The sequence below is a fragment of the Pseudomonas sp. PP3 genome (genome assembly GCF_905336995.1).
Lineage (GTDB): Bacteria > Pseudomonadota > Gammaproteobacteria > Pseudomonadales > Pseudomonadaceae > Aquipseudomonas > Aquipseudomonas reinekei.
The window spans coordinates 1,452,655-1,473,357 of sequence record NZ_HG995459.1 but is presented as its reverse complement, the minus strand read 5'-3'; the positions used below and the strand labels follow the sequence as shown (position 1 = coordinate 1,473,357).

Below are 20,703 nucleotides of genomic sequence, written 5' to 3'. Positions count from 1 at the left end.
GTGCCGGGTTAGTCGGCTCTATATACCAATGGTTTGCACTTTGGACAGGGCGATGCTGCCCAGCCCGGCGAGGTTGAGCATCAATTCACCACCGGTCTGGCTGAGCGTCACACTGGTGACGGTCGCCGGCAGGTTGGTGATCAGCGCAACAGCCTGATCATCGATGGTGGTGGTTGCCGCGAAGGTGTAAGTACCCGCTGGAGCCACGATGCCGGCTTCGTCCTTGCCATCCCAGGTGAAGCTGGCGTTGCCGGCTTTCTGGTCGGCCAGGGTGATGGTGCGAATGACTTTGCCGTCCTTGTCGGTGATCTTCACTTCGGCTTGAGCCACCGACTGTGGCAATACGACCGCTCCGGTCATTCCCTTGGTGGTGTCGACCACCGCCTTGTCACCCGGCGCGATGACCGAACGGCCCACCAGCGACGAGGCCTGCAGTGCCTGGGATGAACCGAAGGCGCCGGCAATGCCGCTCACCGTATCGTTGAGTGTGGTGATGCCTTCAAGGCTGCTGAACTGCGCCAACTGCGCCACGAACTCGCCGTTGCCCTGCGGCTCCAGCGGGTTCTGGTTTTTCAGTTGCGTCACCAGCAACTGCAGGAACGCATCCTTGCCCAAGGCTTTTTTACCGGTAGCGCTGCCGGCCGCCGACGCCAGGGCATCAGTGTCCTTGTTGGTCTTGATCGAGGAGTTGGCGAGGATGTCGTTGAGCGACAAACCACCGGTGGAATCGGAAACACTCATCGGAGTCGCCCCTTATTACTGACCGAGGGTCAGTACTTTTTGCATCATGGTTTTGGCGGTGTTCATCATTTCGGCGTTGGTCTGGAACGAACGGCTCGCGGAAATCATGTCGGCCATTTCTTCCACCACGTTGACGTTCGGGTAGTAGACGTAACCCTTGGCATCGGCTGCCGGATGGTTCGGTTCGTAGCGCGCGTCAAGGTTGCTCTGGTCTTCGACTACGCCGAGCACCTGCACGCCTTGACCGGCGGCATCCTGGTTCTGGAACAGCGAATCGCTGCCACCGCTCTGGCCGCCCTGGAACATGGTGGCGAACACCGGGTGACGTGCGCGGTAGGTCTGATCGATGCTCGACGAAACGGTCTCGGCGTTGGCGATGTTCGAAGCGACGGTGTTCAAGCGAGTGGTCTGGGCACTCATGCCGCTACCGGCAATGTTGAAAACACTGGATAGAGACATGGCTTACTCTCCGCGCAGGGCTGACACCAGCCCTTTGAATTTGCTGTTGAGCAGGGTGAAGCTGGCCTGGAAGTTCACGGAGTTTTCCGCGTAGTTCGACTGTTCCAGTTGGGCATCCACGGTGTTCTGGTCGATCGAGGGTTGCATCGGCGTGCGGTACATCAGCGACTCGTCGCCATTGCCCAGGCCTTCGGCTTCGATATGCCGGCTGTTGGTCATGTTCAAGGCGAACGTGCCGTTCCTGGCTTTGTCGTTCTGCGCCTCGAGCACTTTCGAGAACTCCAGATCCCGCGCCTTGTAGTTCGGGGTGTCGGCGTTGGCGATGTTGTTGGCCAGGACTTCGGCACGCTGGGCGCGGAAGCCCAGAGCCTTTTCGTGAATGCCGAGCGCTTTATCGAAGCTGATGCTCATGTCGGGAAACCTTCGGGTGACCTGATTTTTCGTACGATGAACATAGCAAGCGTCATGCCAATTCAGAAAAGCCCGTAAACCGGGGCTTTGCGGGCAGTGGCAAGGCGGCAATGCCAGAAAAGCGGCAACCGGTTTCCGCTGAATGCCGCTTTTCTGCCGCTTGGACACCCTGTAGGAGCCGGCTTGCTGGCGATGAACGATGGCACGGTCCGCCTGGATGACCGAAGCGTCTGAATGGCCAGCAAGCCGGCCCCTACAACGGCACGGGATCATCGGGCATAAAAAAAACGGGAGCCCCTGAGGACTCCCGTTTTCGTGACCACCAACCAATCATTTCGCCTGGTAAATGATCCCCGGGCTGCACTGGACCATCTGGTAATGATCCGGCAATCCGTTCAGCGCCTCGGAGGCACCCAGGAACAGATAACCACCGCGCTTCAACGTGCTGTGAATGCGCAACAGGATGTCCTTCTTCACCTCAGCAGAGAAGTAGATCAGCACGTTGCGGCAAAACACGATGTCGAATTTGCCCAGGCTCGCGTAGCTGTCCAGCAGGTTAAAGGAGCGAAATTCAACCCGGTTCTTGATCGGCGCCTTGATCGCCCAGCGTCCTGGCCCTTTCGGGTCGAAGTAACGCTGCAAGCGTTCCGGTGACAAACCACGGCCGATGGCCAGGCTATCGTACTCGCCGGTCTTGCAATTGTTCAACATGGTGCCGGAAAGGTCGGTGGCAACAATCTGCACGCCCATCTTCAATTGCCCGGCATTGACCCGCTCGAACTCGTCGATGGACATCGACAGCGAATACGGTTCCTGCCCCGACGAACACGCCGCCGACCAGATCCGCAGACGCTGGCCGGGACTGGCCTTGATCGCCTCGGGCAGCACCTTGTTCTTCAAGACTTCAAACGGATAGGTGTCACGAAACCACAGGGTTTCGTTGGTCGTCATCGCGTCCACCACCATCTCGCGCAAACCACTGCGCGGCTGCGTCTGGATACGCTGCACCAGCTCACCCAGGGACTTGATGCCTTGCTGCTCCATCAGTTTGTTGAGACGGCTCGAGACCAGATACTGCTTGTTTTCACCGAGCAAAATGCCACAGGCTTTTTCCAGGAATACCCGGAACTGTTCGAAATCCAAATTACCCGTAGACAATGCTGCCGCCTCTTAAATCGTGTTGACTGCCGGGGGCCAAACGCCCCTAGCTGATATCTGCTGCTTTGATCCGGTCAACTACCCGGGATGCCAGGTCATCAGGTCGGAATTTGGCCAGAAAGTCATCGGCACCGACTTTCTTGACCATCGCCTGATTGAACACACCGGACAACGAAGTATGCAGGATGATATGAAGCTTTTGCATGCGAGGGTCGTTGCGGATCTCGGCCGTCAGCGTGTACCCGTCCATCTCCGGCATCTCGATGTCGGAAATCATCATCAGGAACTCTTCTTCCGGCTTCTTGCCCTCGTCGACCAGTTTGCGCAGGTAATCCAGCGCTTGCCGACCGTCGTTCAACGCCACCACTTCCACACCCACCGTCTGCAGGCAACGCGTCACCTGCTTGCGCGCCACCGACGAATCGTCGACCGTCAGCACGCGCAAAGAAAGCGCCTTGTGCTGGGTTTCGACATCCACCACGCCAGCCGAAATCGCTTCCGGTGTCGGTGCGACTTCCGCCAGCACCTTCTCGACGTCGATGATTTCCACCAACTGATTGTCGACCCGCGTCACTGCCGTCAGGTAGTGATCGCGTCCCGTCCCCTTGGGTGGCGGATGGATCTCCTCCCAGTTCATATTGACGATGCGTTCCACCGAGCGCACCAGGAAACCCTGGGTCTTGGTGTTGTACTCCGTGATGATCACGAAGGGATTGTTCTTGTCCTTCAAAGCACCGGAGCCGGTCGCCATTGCCAGATCCAGGATCGGAATGGTCGCCCCCCGAATATTTGCCACGCCGCACACGACAGGACTGGATTTGGGCATCAGCGTCAGTTGGGGGCATTGCAGCACCTCCCGAACCTTGAACACGTTGATCCCATACAGCTGCTGGCCGTCGAGACGGAACAACAACAGCTCAAGGCGATTCTGCCCCACCAGTTGCGTGCGCTGGTTCACCGAATCCATTACACCAGCCATGCCCAGACTCCTACACCAACGCTAAGTGTTGTTGCGACGCACATTCATCTCTAAACGGCACGGCGCTTGCTTTTTATCTTTCTATGAACACAGAACCGACATTTTTTCGACGCCTGATCACACCCTGCCGCCAATGGCTCGGTGTGCTCGCCGCTGCTTGCCTGTTCAACGCTGGCAGCCCTGCCCTTGCCGACACAGTTACCTTGCCTGACATGCTTATCGGCGTCACTCAGGGCTTTCTTGAGTTCACCGTAGAAGACTATCTGGCTACCAGTCAAACGGAAGGTCGCTACGAGATCCAGGTCAACCAGCTCGATCCACGCCTGCGCATGCCGATGTGCGACAAGGAATTGACAGCCACTCTGGAGAGTCCGGCCAAGCCGTTGGGCCGGGTAACGGTCAAGGTCCGCTGTGAGGGAACATCCCCGTGGACTGTCTTCGTACCCGCTCAAGTTCGCCTGTTTCGCGACGTTGTGACCACCACCCGGCCCCTGCGCCGTGCCGGTATTGTCGAACCCGCGGACGTCACCTTGCGTGAGCGCGATGTCAGCCTGCTCAGCCAGGGCTATTTGACGTCTTTGGATCAGGCGATCGGTCAGCGATTGACCCGACCAATGGTCAACGACCAGGTCATCAGCCTGGTGCACATCGAACAGGCGGAAGTCATCCGCAAAGGCGATCAGGTGGTGATTACCGCCCGCAGTGGTACGCTCAGCGTGCGAATGCCCGGCGAAGCACTGGCCAACGGTGGCTTGAGCGAACAAATCCGGGTGAAAAATCTCAATTCAAATCGAGTGATCAAGGCGCAAGTCATCGCGCCGGGGCAGGTCGAGGTGTCCATGTAGGGCGCTCTGCTTGTGCAGATGTGGCGCTAACGGAGGCTGTTCCCTAAACTGTGCCCTATGCAGGGCAAGCGCTGGCGCGCGCAAGCTCATTGATAATTGAGCCTAAAGTTTTTCCGGGTATGGCCGAAAACATGGCAAGCGTCCAAATTCCCAGAGGTTTTTTTATCATGGTCATCGATTTCAGCCGTTTGAACAGCTCCTCGTCACTCACGGGCAGTACACGTACCAGCGTTGCCAAGGAAACCGCCGATGCCGGCAAATCCGCGCCGCTGAATACCCCGGCCGAACAGGCCAGCACCGTCACGAGCGGGGAATCGGTACATCTCAGCAATGAGGCTCAACAGTTGCAGAAGGTCACTGATACGCTGCGCGATCAGCCAGCTGTCGACAAAGCCCGGGTGGCCGAGTTGAAAGCAGCGATTGCCGATGGCAGCTATAAAGTCGACAGCAACCGTGTAGCCAGCAAACTGCTCAACTTCGAAGCCCAGCGCTAGGCCACGGCCGGCGCGAGGCTTTTGGACGCTTAAACCCCAAGGCCCGCCATGCACGACACTAATTTACTGCAACTGATCACCGACGATTTTGCTCCGGCGCAACAATTGCTGGAGCTACTGCGCACCGAATCCCTTGCCTTGCATGGTCGCGACATGAACCTGCTCGAAGGCATCCTGGCGCAGAAGCAGGCATTGATCATCTTGCTCGAACAGCATGGCCGCAAGCGCAGCGAAATTCTTGCCAGTCTCAATTTGCCCACCAACCGCAGTGGTCTGGAGCAACTCGCCAGCCAGTCCAGCGTTGGCGAAGCGTTGCTGGCGCAAAGTGATGTCCTCACCGACCTTCTGTCCCAGTGCCAGGCCGCCAATGCCAACAACGGTCAGTCGATCGTGGTTCAGCAGGTCGCCACGGCCACCCAGCTGAAAATCCTTACCGGCGGCGAACCTCCAGCGCTCTACGATGCCAGCGGAACATTTTCCAAGCTTGTGAAACCGCGTCCGCTCAGTCAGGCTTGAGCCCATCGATGAGCGTGCTCTATCAAGACGCGAAACATGCTGGCAATATGCTGGCTAGTCGTAGTCAAAATTTGTCTGGAGATTGATTAACCGTGTCCAATGCCTTAAATGCGGAAGATGCTCCGCAGCCACCCAAGGTGCTCAGCACGCCCCTGGAAATCTCCGGCAACCTGCGCCAGCTGCAAGAAAGTCATGACCCGCTGATCATCACGTTCCATGAGCGCACCCAGCGCTTCCAGAGCTATCTGGTGGACATCGACCGTGAAAGCAACATGATTGCCCTGGACGAAATGATCCCCCGTGACGGCGAGCGCTTTCTGCTGGCCGGCGAACCCTTCAAGGTCGAAGGCTTTCACGAGGGCGTACGCATCGCCTGGGAAAGCAATGGTCCGCTGACCATCGACGAAACCGGTGGCGCTCGTTGCTACCGCGGCACGCTGCCCGATGAAGTGGTTTACCACCAGCGCCGAAATGCGTTCCGCGCGGCGCTGAAGCTGGCCCAACTGGTCAACGTTGACCTGGACGGCGAAAAACTCAAGGCCCCTATCAGCGGCAAACTGCTGGACATTTCGGCTACCGGCTGCAAGTTGCGCTTCGAAGGCGACATCACCGGCAGCCTGCAACTGGGTCAGGTCTATGACCGCTTCTCGGCCGCCCTGCCCTTCGGCAAAATGACGGCCCCGGTCGAACTGCGCTACCTGCACTTCGAAGAAAGAATCTCCACGACGTTCGCCGGTGTTCGCTTCCATAACATGAGCGGGCTGGTGCAGCGTCAGGTCGAGCGATTCGTCTATCAATTGCAGCGCGAAGCACGCCGCTTCGACAAAGACGATTTCTGATAGCAACGCATCAATAAAAACGGGCAGTCCCTCGCGGTGACTGCCCGTTTTTTTTTGGCTGAAGGTTAAGGCCTGGCTTCGGTGAAGCTCTGCTCCCTCCCCGCATCCGGATCTTCTGGCGGAGTATCAGAGGGTGACTCGGGATCGGGCGTCGGCTCAGGGGGAACCGGGTTCTGCATCTGATCGTGTACCACTTGCTCATCCACCCGCGGATCGAGAGCAGCCACCAGTGGTGAACTCGACATACTGTCTGGCATCGCAACGTGATGCAGCGGTGCATCGTCGACCTGATGCAAGTTGGTCACCGCTTTCGGGCGAATGCGCCACACCAGCACCAACGCAAAGAAACTGAAGAACGCATAAAGCATCTGACTGCCGAACAACTTCATCAGCACACCAGCCACCAGCGGCCCGATACTGGCACCCACGCCGTAAGTCACCAGCAACATGGCCGTCAGCGAAACCCGGCGATCGCCCTCGACGTGGTCGTTGGAGAACGCCACCGCCAACGGGTAGAGGCAGAACTGCACCAGCGAACACAGGAAACCGGCGATGAACAAGACCTCCAGCGGCACCTGCTTCATGATCGCCAGCGGCATGGCGGCGAGCGCCAGGCTGAACGCAAAACAACGAATCAATAACGCCCGGTCATAGCGATCGGATAGCCAGCCCAATGGCCATTGCACCAGCAACCCGGCAAAAATGCAGCTACCCATGAACAGGCCCACCTGCTCGGTGGACAACCCTTGCTGCGAGGCATACAGCGGCGCCAGACCGTAGAAGGAGCCAACGATCAAGCCCGCCCCCAGCACCGTACTTAACGACTGCGGCACACGCTTGATGAAGAACCGTGGCTCCATCGGTGCCGGATGCAAAGGCGCAGGGTGAATCCGTCGTGTCAGGGCCACCGGCACCAGGCACAAAGTGAAGCACAAGGCGACCAACATCAGCAGTTCAAGACCGAGCCCCGGGTGCATGACCAGAATCAGCTGACCCAGCACCAAGCCCAGGTAGGAAGCGATCATGTAACCGCTGAACACCAGACCGCGCTGCTTGGCCTCGGCCTGCTCATTGAGCCAGCTTTCGATGACCATGTACTGGCACATCATGCCAAGGCCGACGATCACCCGCAGGAACAGCCACGCGGGCAGCCAGTTGACCAGACCATGGCCCAGCACCGCCGCACCGACGATCCCGGCGCAGGCGGAATAGGCTCGAATATGCCCGACCCGGGCAATCAGCCGGTGGCCGATCTTGCCGCCCAGCACCAGACCGAAATAGTTGGCTGCCATCAGCGCACCCACCCACAGACTGTCGACATTATCGGCAGCCAGGCGCAACGCCAGGTAAGTACTCAACAGGCCTGAGCCGATCAACATCATCAGCGAGGCGAAATAAAGCGCTCGAAAGGATTTCCAGATTTGGCGCATCGGCGTTCCGAGCGGCTCCTTGCAGTGAGTAACGGGCTATCAAACGATAGCCCGGTGTCGATATTTCGTCAGGCCTGAGCGGCTAGAACACGTCGTTCCCAGGGCGTGATTTCATCATAGAAGCTGGTCAGCTCCATGGTCTTCGAAGCGATGTAGCCTTCGATGAACTCCTTGCCGAACAGTTCCTTCGCCAAGTGACTACGCTTCAGACGTTCGAGAGCAGCGTGCAAGGTACACGGTAACGAAAGATTATCCGGCACCTCGAATTCCCCCTGGATCGGCTCGCTCGGCTCCAGTCGTCGTTCAATACCATGCAACCCCGCTGCAAGGCTCGCGGCAATCGCCAGATAGGGGTTCGCGTCCGCACCTGGCAAGCGGTTTTCAACCCGACGAGCGACCGGCGCACTGGCCGGAATACGTAAACCTGCCGAGCGGTTGTCATGGGACCAGCACGCATTGTTCGGCGATGCGAAGGGATGACACAAGCGCTGGTACGAATTAACGTTCGGAGCAAACAACGCCGTGAAATCAGCCATGCCCGCCTGCTGCCCAGCGATGAAATGCCGGAAGATTGCCGTCGGTTGCCCGGCGTCATCACTGAACACGTTCCGCCCGGTATCGATGTCTACGATGCTCTGGTGAATGTGCATCGAACTGCCCGGCGTGTGTGCCAACGGCTTGGCCATGCACACCACGGTCAGGCCATGCTTGAGCGCTACTTCCTTGAGCAGGTGTTTGAACAGAAATGTCTGGTCGGCCAACAACAGCGGATCACCGTGCAGCAGGTTGATCTCGAACTGGCTGACACCCATCTCATGCATGAACGTATCGCGAGGCAAACCCAGCGCCGCCATGCACTCATACACTTCATTGAAAAACGGTCGCAAGCCACTATTGGAACTGACACTGAACGCCGACTGACCGTCTTCGCGGCGACCATCCAGGCCAACGGGTGGCAGGAAAGGTTGCGTCGGATCAGGATTGGGGGCGAAGACAAAGAACTCGAGCTCAGTCGCTACCACCGGCGCCAGGCCGAGCGCGGTGTAGCGTGCGATGATGGCCTTGAGTTGGCCGCGAGTCGACAGGTTGGAGCTTTCGCCGGTCAGTTCGTCCGCATCACAGATGGCAAATCCGCGCGGCTGCCTGCTCCAGGGTAAACGGTGAATCTGCGTCGGGTCTGGCACCAGAGCAAGATCGCCGTCATCGCTGCCGTAAAAACGTGCTGGCGGATATCCGCCCATGATGCATTGCAGCAGTACGCCCCGCGCCAACTGCAAACGCCGCCCTTCGAGGAAACCCTCGGCGGTCATCACTTTTCCCCGTGGCACGCCATTCAAATCCGGCGTAACACATTCAATCTCATCAATGCCCGTCAATCGCTGCGCGAGTGAGCCCAGGCCATCGGTTGTCATGACGCTATCCTTGTTATCGTGCGAGCCGCGAACGGCGACCCGTACAAAATAGGCTTCGCGTGTTCGGAATATCAAGCAGCGCCCAACAAAAAGCTTCGCGCGAGAAAAATCAGGGCAGATAAATACTGAACACGCCGCCGCCCAACGGGCCGCCGTTGCTTATTTCAGTGCGCCCGCCGATACCGTTGCGCTGATGCAAAGCGGCAATCCGGCCGGCGAAATACAAACCAAGGCCAGTGCTGCCACTGCTTTGATTGATGCCCTGCACGTAATCAGCCTGACGCTCGATCATCTCGCCTGGGTAACCGTCACCATCATCATTGATAGTCAGCACCAATTGGCCCGCCTCGTCGCTGACACTGATCAACACCGCATGACGCGCATAACGAATGGCATTGTTGATGGCGTTGGCCAGCACTGACGCGATCAATTCACGGTCGAAGAAACCCAACGGACTCAACGGATCCACTTCAAACGTCGCGGCGATACCGCGACTGACGAACACATCCTGATGACACGCCAACTGCGCCTCGATGAAGTCGTCCAGTTCGTGATAGGCGGGCTGCAAGGGCATCTGATTGACGCCCAGCTTGTACAGGCCCAGTAACTGCACGAGCATTCCGTTGAGGCGAGCAAACTCGAATTCGATCACACCCTGTTCCGGCGTATGCCGAGCCGGCTCTGGCAATCCGGTCAGCCACTGACTGTGGGCCTGCATGAGCATGGCCAACGAGTTCTTCATATCGTGCACGGTGGACGCGATCACCGTAGAGAAGTCGAGGGATTGCGAGTCGTCATTCATTCGCCAAACGCCTTGCTTTTGAGCTTCTGGTATCGCGGATAACGTGCGTCGGAGTCAGGCATCAAACCCACCATTTTCAGGCAGGTGCGGCACTCTTCAAGCTCAGCCGACGCGACATTTGTATCAGTGCCATGCAACAGAGCCTGGGCCATGTTTAACGCGATACTGATGTTCTTCGGCTGCAGCGCCAGAGCTTTGCGGAACACCTGTCGGGCCTCCACCAGATTGCCGGTCTTGTACACCCGCACGCCCTGACGATTGAGCTCAGCAGCATCGTTACCCGAATTGAGAATGCTCGGGTCATCGGTGAGTTTGGCAATGCCCTTCATGACCGTCGGATCATCCCCATAGATTTCCGCACAGTTCTTCAACATCGAGGCGCCTGCATCGGCTTGTCCAAGCATCTGCAATTGCTTGGCGACCAGCAGCGCCGCCTCAGCACTCATGAACTGCTCCATGCCGTCGAGGCGCATCATCGCTTGCTCAGTTAGCTTGTCGGCGGTTTCGGCATCGTTGAGCAACAGACTGGTGGCCTTCATCAACCGTGCGCGGATCTGCAGGCCCGGGTCGGTTGGATTCTCCTTGGCCACGGCACTCAGCGTTGTGTTGATTTCCAGACGGGTCCGGGTATCCAGACCTCTTTCGCTGCCTTTGCTGATCAAGGCATGGGCCAGTCCGAGGTTGCTCTCCGCATCCTTGAAACGGGATTGCGCACCTTGAGCAACAGCCTGGCGATACGCTTTGGAGGCGGTATCAAAATCCTCGTTGGTCATTGCCAGCTTGCCTAGCTGCGCCTGCCGACGCACTGCCAAAGGCGAGAGCCGAATCGCCTCTTCCAATACTTTCTGGGCAGCCTTGGTATCCCCTTCCGCGACCAGTACATCCGCCATGCCATCGTAGAGCGCCGGCATCATCGGAAACACCTTCAATGCCTTTTCGTAAACACCTTTGGCCTGAGCGACCTGGCCACGCTTGAACAGTAGCTTGCCAAGCCCGGCGAATGCCCAGGGTAAAGGCCGATCGGCAATGATGCTGTCGTAGAGACGCTCCAGCGCCTCATTCTGATTGAGATCACGCAGGGCGTCGGCGCGGTAACGCAGGCACAACGGCGAATAACGAATGTCTTGCTTGCACAGGGCGATGCAAGCGTTGAGCACTTCAACAGGCTTGCCCCGGTCGAGCGCCTGAAGAATCGGCTTGAGCAAGGTTTTGCGCTGCTCTAGCCGCTCGAGACGCTGGGCCAGACCGGAACGGTTGAAGGGTTTGGTCAGGTAGGCGTCGGGCTCGTGTTCCAGGGCACTGAGCACCATGGCCTGACTGGTCTCGGCGGTGACCATGACAAACACACTTTCATGGCTGATCAGCTTTTCGATCATCAGGTCTTCGAGCACTTGCTGGCCATTCTTCTTGCCATCACCCAAGTGGAAATCCTGCAAGATGAAATCATAGGACTTCTGCGAACACATTTTCAGCGCCTGTTCGCCAGTGTCTGCAGTGTCCACATCCTTGACACCCAGCTCCCGCAGCATGGACCTGACGGAACTGCGGAAATCCGAAAAATCATCGACGATCAGAAAACTCTTTTGGTGATACGACAGCATCGAAGATTTCCAGGCAGATTAAGAAGAAGAGCCAAAAAGACAAATACACAAATAAGATCAACTGCCCCCTTTCCGGCGCGCAGATGATAGCCAGTAGCCATAGCCTATCAAGCGTTTTCTCTTGAACTGCAAATAAGAATGGAAACGGCGAGAAGTGAAGACCGCTTGACCCTAAGGTTATCGGCCAGTGGTAGCGTTCCCTTGAAGCTTCATTAACGCTCGGGCACAAAAAAGGGATGGCCCATCAGGCCATCCCTTTTTGATCTTGCGACTTTTTCTACGCGCAAAACAAAACCCCAACTGCTTTCGCAATTGGGGTTTCGGAATTTAATCTTGACGATGACCTACTCTCACATGGGGAAACCCCACACTACCATCGGCGATGCATCGTTTCACTGCTGAGTTCGGGATGGGATCAGGTGGTTCCAATGCTCTATGGTCGTCAAGAAATTCGGTGTGCCGACTCGTCTTTCAACGCTTCAGCAAATTGGGTATGCGATAGTCTTGCGGTTTTGTGAACGATACGAACTTTCGGTTCATTGCGTCTTCACACACCGCAATCTGATGCTCTTTCGAGTAATCAAATTGCTTGGGTGTTATATGGTCAAGCCTCACGGGCAATTAGTATTGGTTAGCTCAACGCCTCACAGCGCTTACACACCCAACCTATCAACGTCGTAGTCTTCGACGGCCCTTCAGGGGACTCAAGGTCCCAGTGAGATCTCATCTTGAGGCTAGTTTCCCGCTTAGATGCTTTCAGCGGTTATCTATTCCGAACATAGCTACCCGGCAATGCCACTGGCGTGACAACCGGAACACCAGAGGTTCGTCCACTCCGGTCCTCTCGTACTAGGAGCAGCCCCTCTCAAATCTCAAACGTCCACGGCAGATAGGGACCGAACTGTCTCACGACGTTCTAAACCCAGCTCGCGTACCACTTTAAATGGCGAACAGCCATACCCTTGGGACCGGCTTCAGCCCCAGGATGTGATGAGCCGACATCGAGGTGCCAAACACCGCCGTCGATATGAACTCTTGGGCGGTATCAGCCTGTTATCCCCGGAGTACCTTTTATCCGTTGAGCGATGGCCCTTCCATACAGAACCACCGGATCACTAAGACCTACTTTCGTACCTGCTCGACGTGTCTGTCTCGCAGTCAAGCGCGCTTTTGCCTTTATACTCTACGACCGATTTCCGACCGGTCTGAGCGCACCTTCGTACTCCTCCGTTACTCTTTAGGAGGAGACCGCCCCAGTCAAACTACCCACCATACACTGTCCTCGATCCGGATAACGGACCTGAGTTAGAACCTCAAAGTTGCCAGGGTGGTATTTCAAGGATGGCTCCACGCGAACTGGCGTCCACGCTTCAAAGCCTCCCACCTATCCTACACAAGCAAATTCAAAGTCCAGTGCAAAGCTATAGTAAAGGTTCACGGGGTCTTTCCGTCTAGCCGCGGATACACTGCATCTTCACAGCGATTTCAATTTCACTGAGTCTCGGGTGGAGACAGCGCCGCCATCGTTACGCCATTCGTGCAGGTCGGAACTTACCCGACAAGGAATTTCGCTACCTTAGGACCGTTATAGTTACGGCCGCCGTTTACCGGGGCTTCGATCAAGAGCTTCGCGTTAGCTAACCCCATCAATTAACCTTCCGGCACCGGGCAGGCGTCACACCCTATACGTCCACTTTCGTGTTTGCAGAGTGCTGTGTTTTTAATAAACAGTCGCAGCGGCCTGGTATCTTCGACCGGCGTGGGCTTACGGAGCAAGTCCTTCACCCTCACCGGCGCACCTTCTCCCGAAGTTACGGTGCCATTTTGCCTAGTTCCTTCACCCGAGTTCTCTCAAGCGCCTTGGTATTCTCTACCCAACCACCTGTGTCGGTTTGGGGTACGGTTCCTGGTTACCTGAAGCTTAGAAGCTTTTCTTGGAAGCATGGCATCAACCACTTCGTGTTCTAAAAGAACACTCGTCATCAGCTCTCGGCCTTAGAATCCCGGATTTACCTAAGATTCCAGCCTACCACCTTAAACTTGGACAACCAACGCCAAGCTGGCCTAGCCTTCTCCGTCCCTCCATCGCAATAACCAGAAGTACAGGAATATTAACCTGTTTTCCATCGACTACGCTTTTCAGCCTCGCCTTAGGGACCGACTAACCCTGCGTCGATTAACGTTGCGCAGGAAACCTTGGTCTTTCGGCGTGGGTGTTTTTCACACCCATTGTCGTTACTCATGTCAGCATTCGCACTTCTGATACCTCCAGCAAGCTTCTCAACTCACCTTCACAGGCTTACAGAACGCTCCTCTACCGCATCATCCTAAGATGATACCCGTAGCTTCGGTGTATGGTTTGAGCCCCGTTACATCTTCCGCGCAGGCCGACTCGACTAGTGAGCTATTACGCTTTCTTTAAAGGGTGGCTGCTTCTAAGCCAACCTCCTAGCTGTCTAAGCCTTCCCACATCGTTTCCCACTTAACCATAACTTTGGGACCTTAGCTGACGGTCTGGGTTGTTTCCCTTTTCACGACGGACGTTAGCACCCGCCGTGTGTCTCCCATGCTCGGCACTTGTAGGTATTCGGAGTTTGCATCGGTTTGGTAAGTCGGGATGACCCCCTAGCCGAAACAGTGCTCTACCCCCTACAGTGATACATGAGGCGCTACCTAAATAGCTTTCGAGGAGAACCAGCTATCTCCGAGCTTGATTAGCCTTTCACTCCGATCCACAGGTCATCCGCTAACTTTTCAACGGTAGTCGGTTCGGTCCTCCAGTCAGTGTTACCTAACCTTCAACCTGCCCATGGATAGATCGCCCGGTTTCGGGTCTATTCCCAGCGACTAGACGCCCTATTAAGACTCGCTTTCGCTACGCCTCCCCTATTCGGTTAAGCTCGCCACTGAAAATAAGTCGCTGACCCATTATACAAAAGGTACGCAGTCACAGAACAAAGTCTGCTCCCACTGCTTGTACGCATACGGTTTCAGGATCTATTTCACTCCCCTCTCCGGGGTTCTTTTCGCCTTTCCCTCACGGTACTAGTTCACTATCGGTCAGTCAGTAGTATTTAGCCTTGGAGGATGGTCCCCCCATATTCAGACAAAGTTTCTCGTGCTCCGTCCTACTCGATTTCATGACTAAGAGATTTTCGCGTACAGGGCTATCACCCACTATGGCCGCACTTTCCAGAGCGTTCCGCTAATCTCAAAGCCACTTAAGGGCTAGTCCCCGTTCGCTCGCCACTACTAAGGGAATCTCGGTTGATTTCTTTTCCTCAGGGTACTTAGATGTTTCAGTTCCCCTGGTTCGCCTCTTGCACCTATGTATTCAGTACAAGATAACCATCTTATGATGGCTGGGTTCCCCCATTCAGACATCTCCGGATCAAAGTCTGTTTGCCGACTCCCCGAAGCTTTTCGCAGGCTACCACGTCTTTCATCGCCTCTGACTGCCAAGGCATCCACCGTATGCGCTTCTTCACTTGACCATATAACCCCAAGCAATCTGGTTATACTGTGAAGACGACATTCGCCGAAAATTCGAATTTCTCAACTAAGAGAACTCACAAATTTTACCTTAGCCTGATCCGTTACCAGTGAAAGTAACGTTCAGTCTATCTTTCTATCACATACCCAAATTTTTAAAGAACGATCTAATCAAAAGACTAGAAATCAATATTCATCAGTGAATATTCATTTCTAAACTCTCAAACTTTCGAAGCAGTTTATGGTGGAGCCAAGCGGGATCGAACCGCTGACCTCCTGCGTGCAAGGCAGGCGCTCTCCCAGCTGAGCTATGGCCCCATAACAAAATTGGTGGGTCTGGGCAGATTCGAACTGCCGACCTCACCCTTATCAGGGGTGCGCTCTAACCAACTGAGCTACAGACCCAATTTCGAGCTTGTAACTGTTAGCTCAGAGCTATCAGCTTGGAGCTTAAAGCTGCTTCTATCGTCTTCTTCAATGAATCAAGCAATTCGTGTGGGAGCTCATGGAGCAGCTGAGTCGTCGATTAAGGAGGTGATCCAGCCGCAGGTTCCCCTACGGCTACCTTGTTACGACTTCACCCCAGTCATGAATCACACCGTGGTAACCGTCCTCCCGAAGGTTAGACTAGCTACTTCTGGTGCAACCCACTCCCATGGTGTGACGGGCGGTGTGTACAAGGCCCGGGAACGTATTCACCGCGACATTCTGATTCGCGATTACTAGCGATTCCGACTTCACGCAGTCGAGTTGCAGACTGCGATCCGGACTACGATCGGTTTTATGGGATTAGCTCCACCTCGCGGCTTGGCAACCCTCTGTACCGACCATTGTAGCACGTGTGTAGCCCAGGCCGTAAGGGCCATGATGACTTGACGTCATCCCCACCTTCCTCCGGTTTGTCACCGGCAGTCTCCTTAGAGTGCCCACCATTACGTGCTGGTAACTAAGGACAAGGGTTGCGCTCGTTACGGGACTTAACCCAACATCTCACGACACGAGCTGACGACAGCCATGCAGCACCTGTCTCAATGTTCCCGAAGGCACCAATCCATCTCTGGAAAGTTCATTGGATGTCAAGGCCTGGTAAGGTTCTTCGCGTTGCTTCGAATTAAACCACATGCTCCACCGCTTGTGCGGGCCCCCGTCAATTCATTTGAGTTTTAACCTTGCGGCCGTACTCCCCAGGCGGTCAACTTAATGCGTTAGCTGCGCCACTAAGAGCTCAAGGCTCCCAACGGCTAGTTGACATCGTTTACGGCGTGGACTACCAGGGTATCTAATCCTGTTTGCTCCCCACGCTTTCGCACCTCAGTGTCAGTATCAGTCCAGGTGGTCGCCTTCGCCACTGGTGTTCCTTCCTATATCTACGCATTTCACCGCTACACAGGAAATTCCACCACCCTCTACCATACTCTAGCTTGTCAGTTTTGAATGCAGTTCCCAGGTTGAGCCCGGGGATTTCACATCCAACTTAACAAACCACCTACGCGCGCTTTACGCCCAGTAATTCCGATTAACGCTTGCACCCTCTGTATTACCGCGGCTGCTGGCACAGAGTTAGCCGGTGCTTATTCTGTCGGTAACGTCAAAATTGCAGAGTATTAATCTACAACCCTTCCTCCCAACTTAAAGTGCTTTACAATCCGAAGACCTTCTTCACACACGCGGCATGGCTGGATCAGGCTTTCGCCCATTGTCCAATATTCCCCACTGCTGCCTCCCGTAGGAGTCTGGACCGTGTCTCAGTTCCAGTGTGACTGATCATCCTCTCAGACCAGTTACGGATCGTCGCCTTGGTGAGCCATTACCTCACCAACTAGCTAATCCGACCTAGGCTCATCTGATAGCGCAAGGCCCGAAGGTCCCCTGCTTTCTCCCGTAGGACGTATGCGGTATTAGCGTTCCTTTCGAAACGTTGTCCCCCACTACCAGGCAGATTCCTAGGCATTACTCACCCGTCCGCCGCTGAATTCAGGAGCAAGCTCCTGTCATCCGCTCGACTTGCATGTGTTAGGCCTGCCGCCAGCGTTCAATCTGAGCCATGATCAAACTCTTCAGTTCAAACATCTTTGGGTTTTGAGAAAACCCTAAACTTGGCTCAGCAATCGTTGGTTACATCTTTGATTTCTCGCGGAGTAACTTGTGATGCTGATAATCTGTTGACTAGCAGTCTGACTCCACAAGCACCCACACGAATTGCTTGATTCAGTTGTTAAAGAGCGGTTGGTTAAGATCTTTCGTCTCAACCGAGGCGCGCATTCTACAGCAGCCTCATTTGCTGTCAAGTGGTTATTTTCAGAAGCTTTCAAGGATTTCCTTAACAACTTCAACCACTTGCGCTTTCGATCTCTCGTCAGCGGGAGGCGAATTCTACAGCGTTACACGCTGCTGTCAACACCTCTTTTTCAACTTCCTTCTGGCTTCGATGACCTGAAGCAACTTGCTGCCGAAAACTTCGTAACTCGTTGTTTAACAAGGAGTTTTCCGCTTCGACTGCGCCGGAAGTGGGGCGAATTATAGACATCTGAAATCTGCCGTCAAGCACTGATTTGGGTTTTCTATGAATTAAGGACTAGATGCGAGATTCACTTCTGCCCTCTATATAGAAGAGGACTCGCCAACAGAGAGGGAATGCAGACGCCTGACGACGGTCAGACAAGGAGGAGAACTAGAAGCATTAAGAAAAGTGGTGTCCCAGGGCAGGTTCGAACTGCCAACCTTCCCCTTAGGAGGGGGATGCTCTATCCAATTGAGCTACTGAGACACAAGTGCCCACGACGATACACGCGGCGATGGACGGCGAGCATGTTAACGACCACGCCCGCCTTTGTCATGTCGTCCTTTCGCTTTTTAAGTGTAGGCATATGCCGCCCATGCAGCATGAAGCATTCCACCAGAGAACCGACCTGCCTTTGATACCACCACAGCATGCCAACAAAACAGAATCGAACGGAGCCATAAAGATTACCGAGCGGCACCAAATTGCTGACGGCAAATCCCCGCACCGTCAAAAAATCAACATGCCATCCATCCTAAATAGCCTTCACCAGCCCCTCCCCCCTAGCAAATCGGCAATTTGCCACTATCCTGTAAAGGTAAGGAACAGTTATCGAATTCGCCGGCTCTGCCCTCACATGTTTGGACACCCACTCTCAGGCAGAGGACGCGATCAGCGATACGGACCGGGCAACTTTCCAACCAGTCCGCATTTCTGACAATTGGTGCTGGCAGAACGCCTTTATCCAGTTCAATATTTGTCACAGAATTGACGCCAATGATCTGGCTGCTTTGAGGCATGATGCGGGCCTCTATCAATTCAGGTTGAACATTTGGCTGCATCGCTTGTCCTAACTGACATCCTGCGGCCAATCCCGAGAACCGCTCCCCTGAACTAACCGGTTAAATATATGCGCCCATTGAAACAGGCAATTTATTCCAGCCGTACGGCTGACAAGTTCGTCGTACGTCTGCCAGACGGAATGCGTGAACGCATTGCCGAGGTGGCTCGCAATCATCATCGCAGCATGAACTCCGAAATCATCGCACGCCTTGAGCAGAGCCTGATTCAGGAAGGTGCGCTGGGCGAAGAGCTGAGCATGCGCCTGGACAGCCCAGAGCTTTCTTTGCACGAACGTGAACTGTTGCAGCGCTTCCGCCAGCTTTCCCACCGCCAGCAAAACGCTCTCGTTTCGCTGATCGCTCACGACGCCGAAATGGCCGCAGACGCCTCCTGAGTCATCCAGAAAATCCGAGCCAGCTTTATCGCTGGCTTTTTTTTGCCTGAAATTCAGGCAAAAAAAACCCGCCAGTTGGCGGGTTTGAAAGCAGAAAAACTAGAGCAGGAAAATCGTCGCCAACCCAAGGAAAATGAAGAAGCCACCACTGTCGGTCATGGCGGTAATCATTACGCTGGCCCCCATCGCAGGGTCGCGCCCCAGTCGCGCCAGCGTCATCGGAATCAAAACCCCCATCAATGCGGCAAGCAGCAGGTTAAGCGTCATGGCGGCCGTCATCACCACCCCCAAAGACCAGCTGCCATAAAGCAGATAAGCGACAACGCCGATGACCCCACCCCAGACCACGCCATTGATCAGCGCAACCGCCAGCTCCTTGCGCATCAGCCGCGAAGTATTGCCGGTACTCACCTGGTCCAACGCCATGGCGCGGACAATCATGGTGATGGTCTGGTTACCAGAGTTACCACCGATGCCCGCCACAATCGGCATCAATGCCGCCAGTGCTACCAACTTCTCGATGGAACCCTCGAACAGGCCGATCACTCGGGATGCAACGAAAGCGGTGATCAGGTTCACGGCCAGCCAGGCCCAACGGTTACGCAAGGACTTCCAGACTGACGCGAAAATATCTTCCTCTTCACGCAGACCCGCCATGTTGAGAACTTCGCTTTCGCTCTCTTCACGAATCAGGTCGACCATCTCGTCGATGGTCAGTCGGCCAATCAGCTTGCCGTTCTTGTCTACGACGGGCGCTGAAATCAAGTCATAACGCTCAAACGCCTGAGCAGCATCGTAAGCATCTTCATCCGGATGAAAGCTTACCGGATCACTCGCCATGACCTCGGAAACCTGCTTGTCCGGATCGTTGACCAGCAAACGCTTGATCGGCAAAACACCCTTGAGGACGCCGTCGTAATCAACAACAAACAGCTTGTCGGTGTGACCTGGTAATTCTTTGAGGCGGCGCAGGTAACGCAGCACCACTTCGAGACTGACGTCCTCACGGATCGTCACCATCTCGAAGTCCATCAGCGCACCGACCTGCTCCTCGTCGTAGGAAAGGGCGGAACGCACACGCTCGCGCTGCTGGTTGTCCAGGGTCTCCATAAGCTCATGGACGACATCTCGCGGCAGCTCGGAAGCCAGGTCAGCAAGTTCGTCGGCGTCCATGTCCTTGGCCGCAGCCAGGAGCTCGTGATCGTCCATGTCGGCGATCAGGGTTTCACGTACCGAATCAGATACTTCGAGAAGAATGTCGCCGTCGCGATCTGCTTTGACCAGCTGCCAAAGCGTCAGACGATCGTCCAGCGGCAATGCTTCAAGGATGTAGGCGACGTCGGCGGAGTGCAGGTCATCGAGCTTGCGTTGTAACTCGACGAGATTCTGCCGGTGAACCAGATTTTCGACCCGATCGTGATTCGGGCCTTCCTGGCGGTGAGTCAGGTCTTCAACCACTCGCTGACGCTGCAACAGCTCAACAACTTGAGCGAGGCGGTCCTGCAAGCTTTCTTGTGTTTTCTTTACTTCAACTTCAGACATAGGCGAACTCCACTCCCAGCAGCGGGGCGCGCCGGAAGGATCAATCAGTCAATTCATGATTGGAAAAACGGGGTGTTGAGTAACTACTGGGTAAGTCCATGGAAGTATTCCAAAAGCCCCGGCGGGGCTGACGGGCGCAATGATACACCGCTTGACGGTTTGAAATGTTAAAAAATCGCGGCTGAAACAAGCGCTTGCAAGACAATCTTGAGCACTCTCCTAATCCTTCAAACTAGACGACGCAT

15 protein-coding genes, 3 tRNA genes and 3 rRNA genes are annotated in these 20,703 nt (G+C 55.3%); 5 read left to right on the top strand and 16 right to left on the bottom strand.

Annotated features, from left to right (window positions below):
- Positions 1–18: 18 nt before the first annotated feature.
- From flgD to KHO07_RS06810, 5 genes are all read right to left on the bottom strand, one after another.
- A complete protein-coding gene (flgD, locus tag KHO07_RS06830; RefSeq protein WP_150735012.1) occupies positions 19–741 on the bottom strand; it encodes a flagellar hook assembly protein FlgD in 723 nt (240 codons plus the stop codon).
- Positions 742–756: 15 nt separating this feature from the next.
- Complete coding sequence (gene flgC / locus KHO07_RS06825) at positions 757–1,200, bottom strand: flagellar basal body rod protein FlgC (protein ID WP_010457154.1); 444 nt, start codon at positions 1,198–1,200, stop codon at positions 757–759.
- A 3-nt stretch (positions 1,201–1,203) separates the two neighbouring features.
- Positions 1,204–1,611 (bottom strand): flagellar basal body rod protein FlgB, encoded by a 408-nt coding sequence (gene flgB, locus KHO07_RS06820; RefSeq protein ID WP_075948859.1) that lies wholly within the window; start codon positions 1,609–1,611, stop codon positions 1,204–1,206.
- A 330-nt stretch (positions 1,612–1,941) separates the two neighbouring features.
- Complete coding sequence (cheR, locus tag KHO07_RS06815) at positions 1,942–2,769, bottom strand: protein-glutamate O-methyltransferase CheR (protein ID WP_150735013.1); 828 nt, start codon at positions 2,767–2,769, stop codon at positions 1,942–1,944.
- Positions 2,770–2,815: 46 nt separating this feature from the next.
- The gene (locus KHO07_RS06810; RefSeq protein WP_075948861.1) at positions 2,816–3,748 is read right to left on the bottom strand and encodes a chemotaxis protein CheV; all 933 of its coding nucleotides are present in this window, start codon (positions 3,746–3,748) and stop codon (positions 2,816–2,818) included.
- 83 nt (positions 3,749–3,831) lie between these two features.
- Between KHO07_RS06810 and flgA the strand changes: the two genes are divergently transcribed.
- From flgA to KHO07_RS06790, 4 genes are all read left to right on the top strand, one after another.
- Entirely contained in the window at positions 3,832–4,593 is a 762-nt protein-coding gene (flgA, locus tag KHO07_RS06805; protein ID WP_083659351.1) for a flagellar basal body P-ring formation chaperone FlgA, read from the top strand.
- Between the two features lie 167 nt (positions 4,594–4,760).
- Positions 4,761–5,087, top strand: a complete 327-nt coding sequence (gene flgM, locus KHO07_RS06800; protein WP_056853155.1) for a flagellar biosynthesis anti-sigma factor FlgM — start codon at positions 4,761–4,763, stop codon at positions 5,085–5,087.
- A gap of 48 nt (positions 5,088–5,135) precedes the next feature.
- Positions 5,136–5,603: a flagellar protein FlgN gene (locus tag KHO07_RS06795; RefSeq protein ID WP_075948863.1), complete on the top strand. Its 468-nt coding sequence runs from the start codon at positions 5,136–5,138 to the stop codon at positions 5,601–5,603.
- Between the two features lie 92 nt (positions 5,604–5,695).
- Positions 5,696–6,442, top strand: coding sequence for a flagellar brake protein (locus KHO07_RS06790; RefSeq protein WP_150735014.1), 747 nt, complete (start codon positions 5,696–5,698; stop codon positions 6,440–6,442).
- 65 nt (positions 6,443–6,507) lie between these two features.
- Here KHO07_RS06790 and KHO07_RS06785 read toward each other — a convergent pair whose 3' ends face one another.
- The 10 genes from KHO07_RS06785 to KHO07_RS06740 form a co-directional block, all read right to left on the bottom strand.
- Entirely contained in the window at positions 6,508–7,872 is a 1,365-nt protein-coding gene (locus KHO07_RS06785; RefSeq protein WP_150735015.1) for an MFS transporter, read from the bottom strand.
- A 68-nt stretch (positions 7,873–7,940) separates the two neighbouring features.
- Positions 7,941–9,182 carry a glutamine synthetase family protein gene (locus KHO07_RS06780; protein ID WP_191635269.1) on the bottom strand — a complete coding sequence of 414 codons (1,242 nt, stop codon included), beginning with the start codon at positions 9,180–9,182 and terminating at the stop codon, positions 7,941–7,943.
- A 211-nt stretch (positions 9,183–9,393) separates the two neighbouring features.
- Positions 9,394–10,086: a HAMP domain-containing sensor histidine kinase gene (locus KHO07_RS06775; RefSeq protein WP_212626763.1), complete on the bottom strand. Its 693-nt coding sequence runs from the start codon at positions 10,084–10,086 to the stop codon at positions 9,394–9,396.
- A complete protein-coding gene (locus KHO07_RS06770) occupies positions 10,083–11,687 on the bottom strand; it encodes a tetratricopeptide repeat-containing response regulator (protein ID WP_212626762.1) in 1,605 nt (534 codons plus the stop codon). Before KHO07_RS06770 ends, KHO07_RS06775 begins: the two co-directional genes overlap by 4 nt.
- 331 nt (positions 11,688–12,018) lie before the next feature.
- A 5S ribosomal RNA gene (rrf, locus tag KHO07_RS06765) occupies positions 12,019–12,134 on the bottom strand.
- Positions 12,135–12,287: 153 nt separating this feature from the next.
- Positions 12,288–15,181, bottom strand: a 23S ribosomal RNA gene (locus KHO07_RS06760).
- A 240-nt stretch (positions 15,182–15,421) separates the two neighbouring features.
- Positions 15,422–15,497, bottom strand: a tRNA-Ala gene (locus KHO07_RS06755).
- Between the two features lie 10 nt (positions 15,498–15,507).
- A tRNA-Ile gene (locus KHO07_RS06750) sits at positions 15,508–15,584 on the bottom strand.
- A 122-nt stretch (positions 15,585–15,706) separates the two neighbouring features.
- A 16S ribosomal RNA gene (locus tag KHO07_RS06745) occupies positions 15,707–17,243 on the bottom strand.
- The 16S, 23S and 5S rRNA genes sit together here with 2 tRNA genes alongside, the layout of an rRNA operon.
- A gap of 626 nt (positions 17,244–17,869) precedes the next feature.
- Positions 17,870–17,946, bottom strand: a tRNA-Arg gene (locus KHO07_RS06740).
- 643 nt (positions 17,947–18,589) lie between these two features.
- Here KHO07_RS06740 and KHO07_RS06735 point away from each other — a divergent pair.
- Complete coding sequence (locus KHO07_RS06735; protein WP_003178899.1) at positions 18,590–18,916, top strand: Arc family DNA-binding protein; 327 nt, start codon at positions 18,590–18,592, stop codon at positions 18,914–18,916.
- A 99-nt stretch (positions 18,917–19,015) separates the two neighbouring features.
- Here KHO07_RS06735 and mgtE read toward each other — a convergent pair whose 3' ends face one another.
- The gene (mgtE, locus tag KHO07_RS06730) at positions 19,016–20,458 is read right to left on the bottom strand and encodes a magnesium transporter (protein ID WP_150733604.1); all 1,443 of its coding nucleotides are present in this window, start codon (positions 20,456–20,458) and stop codon (positions 19,016–19,018) included.
- Positions 20,459–20,703: the final 245 nt, after the last annotated feature.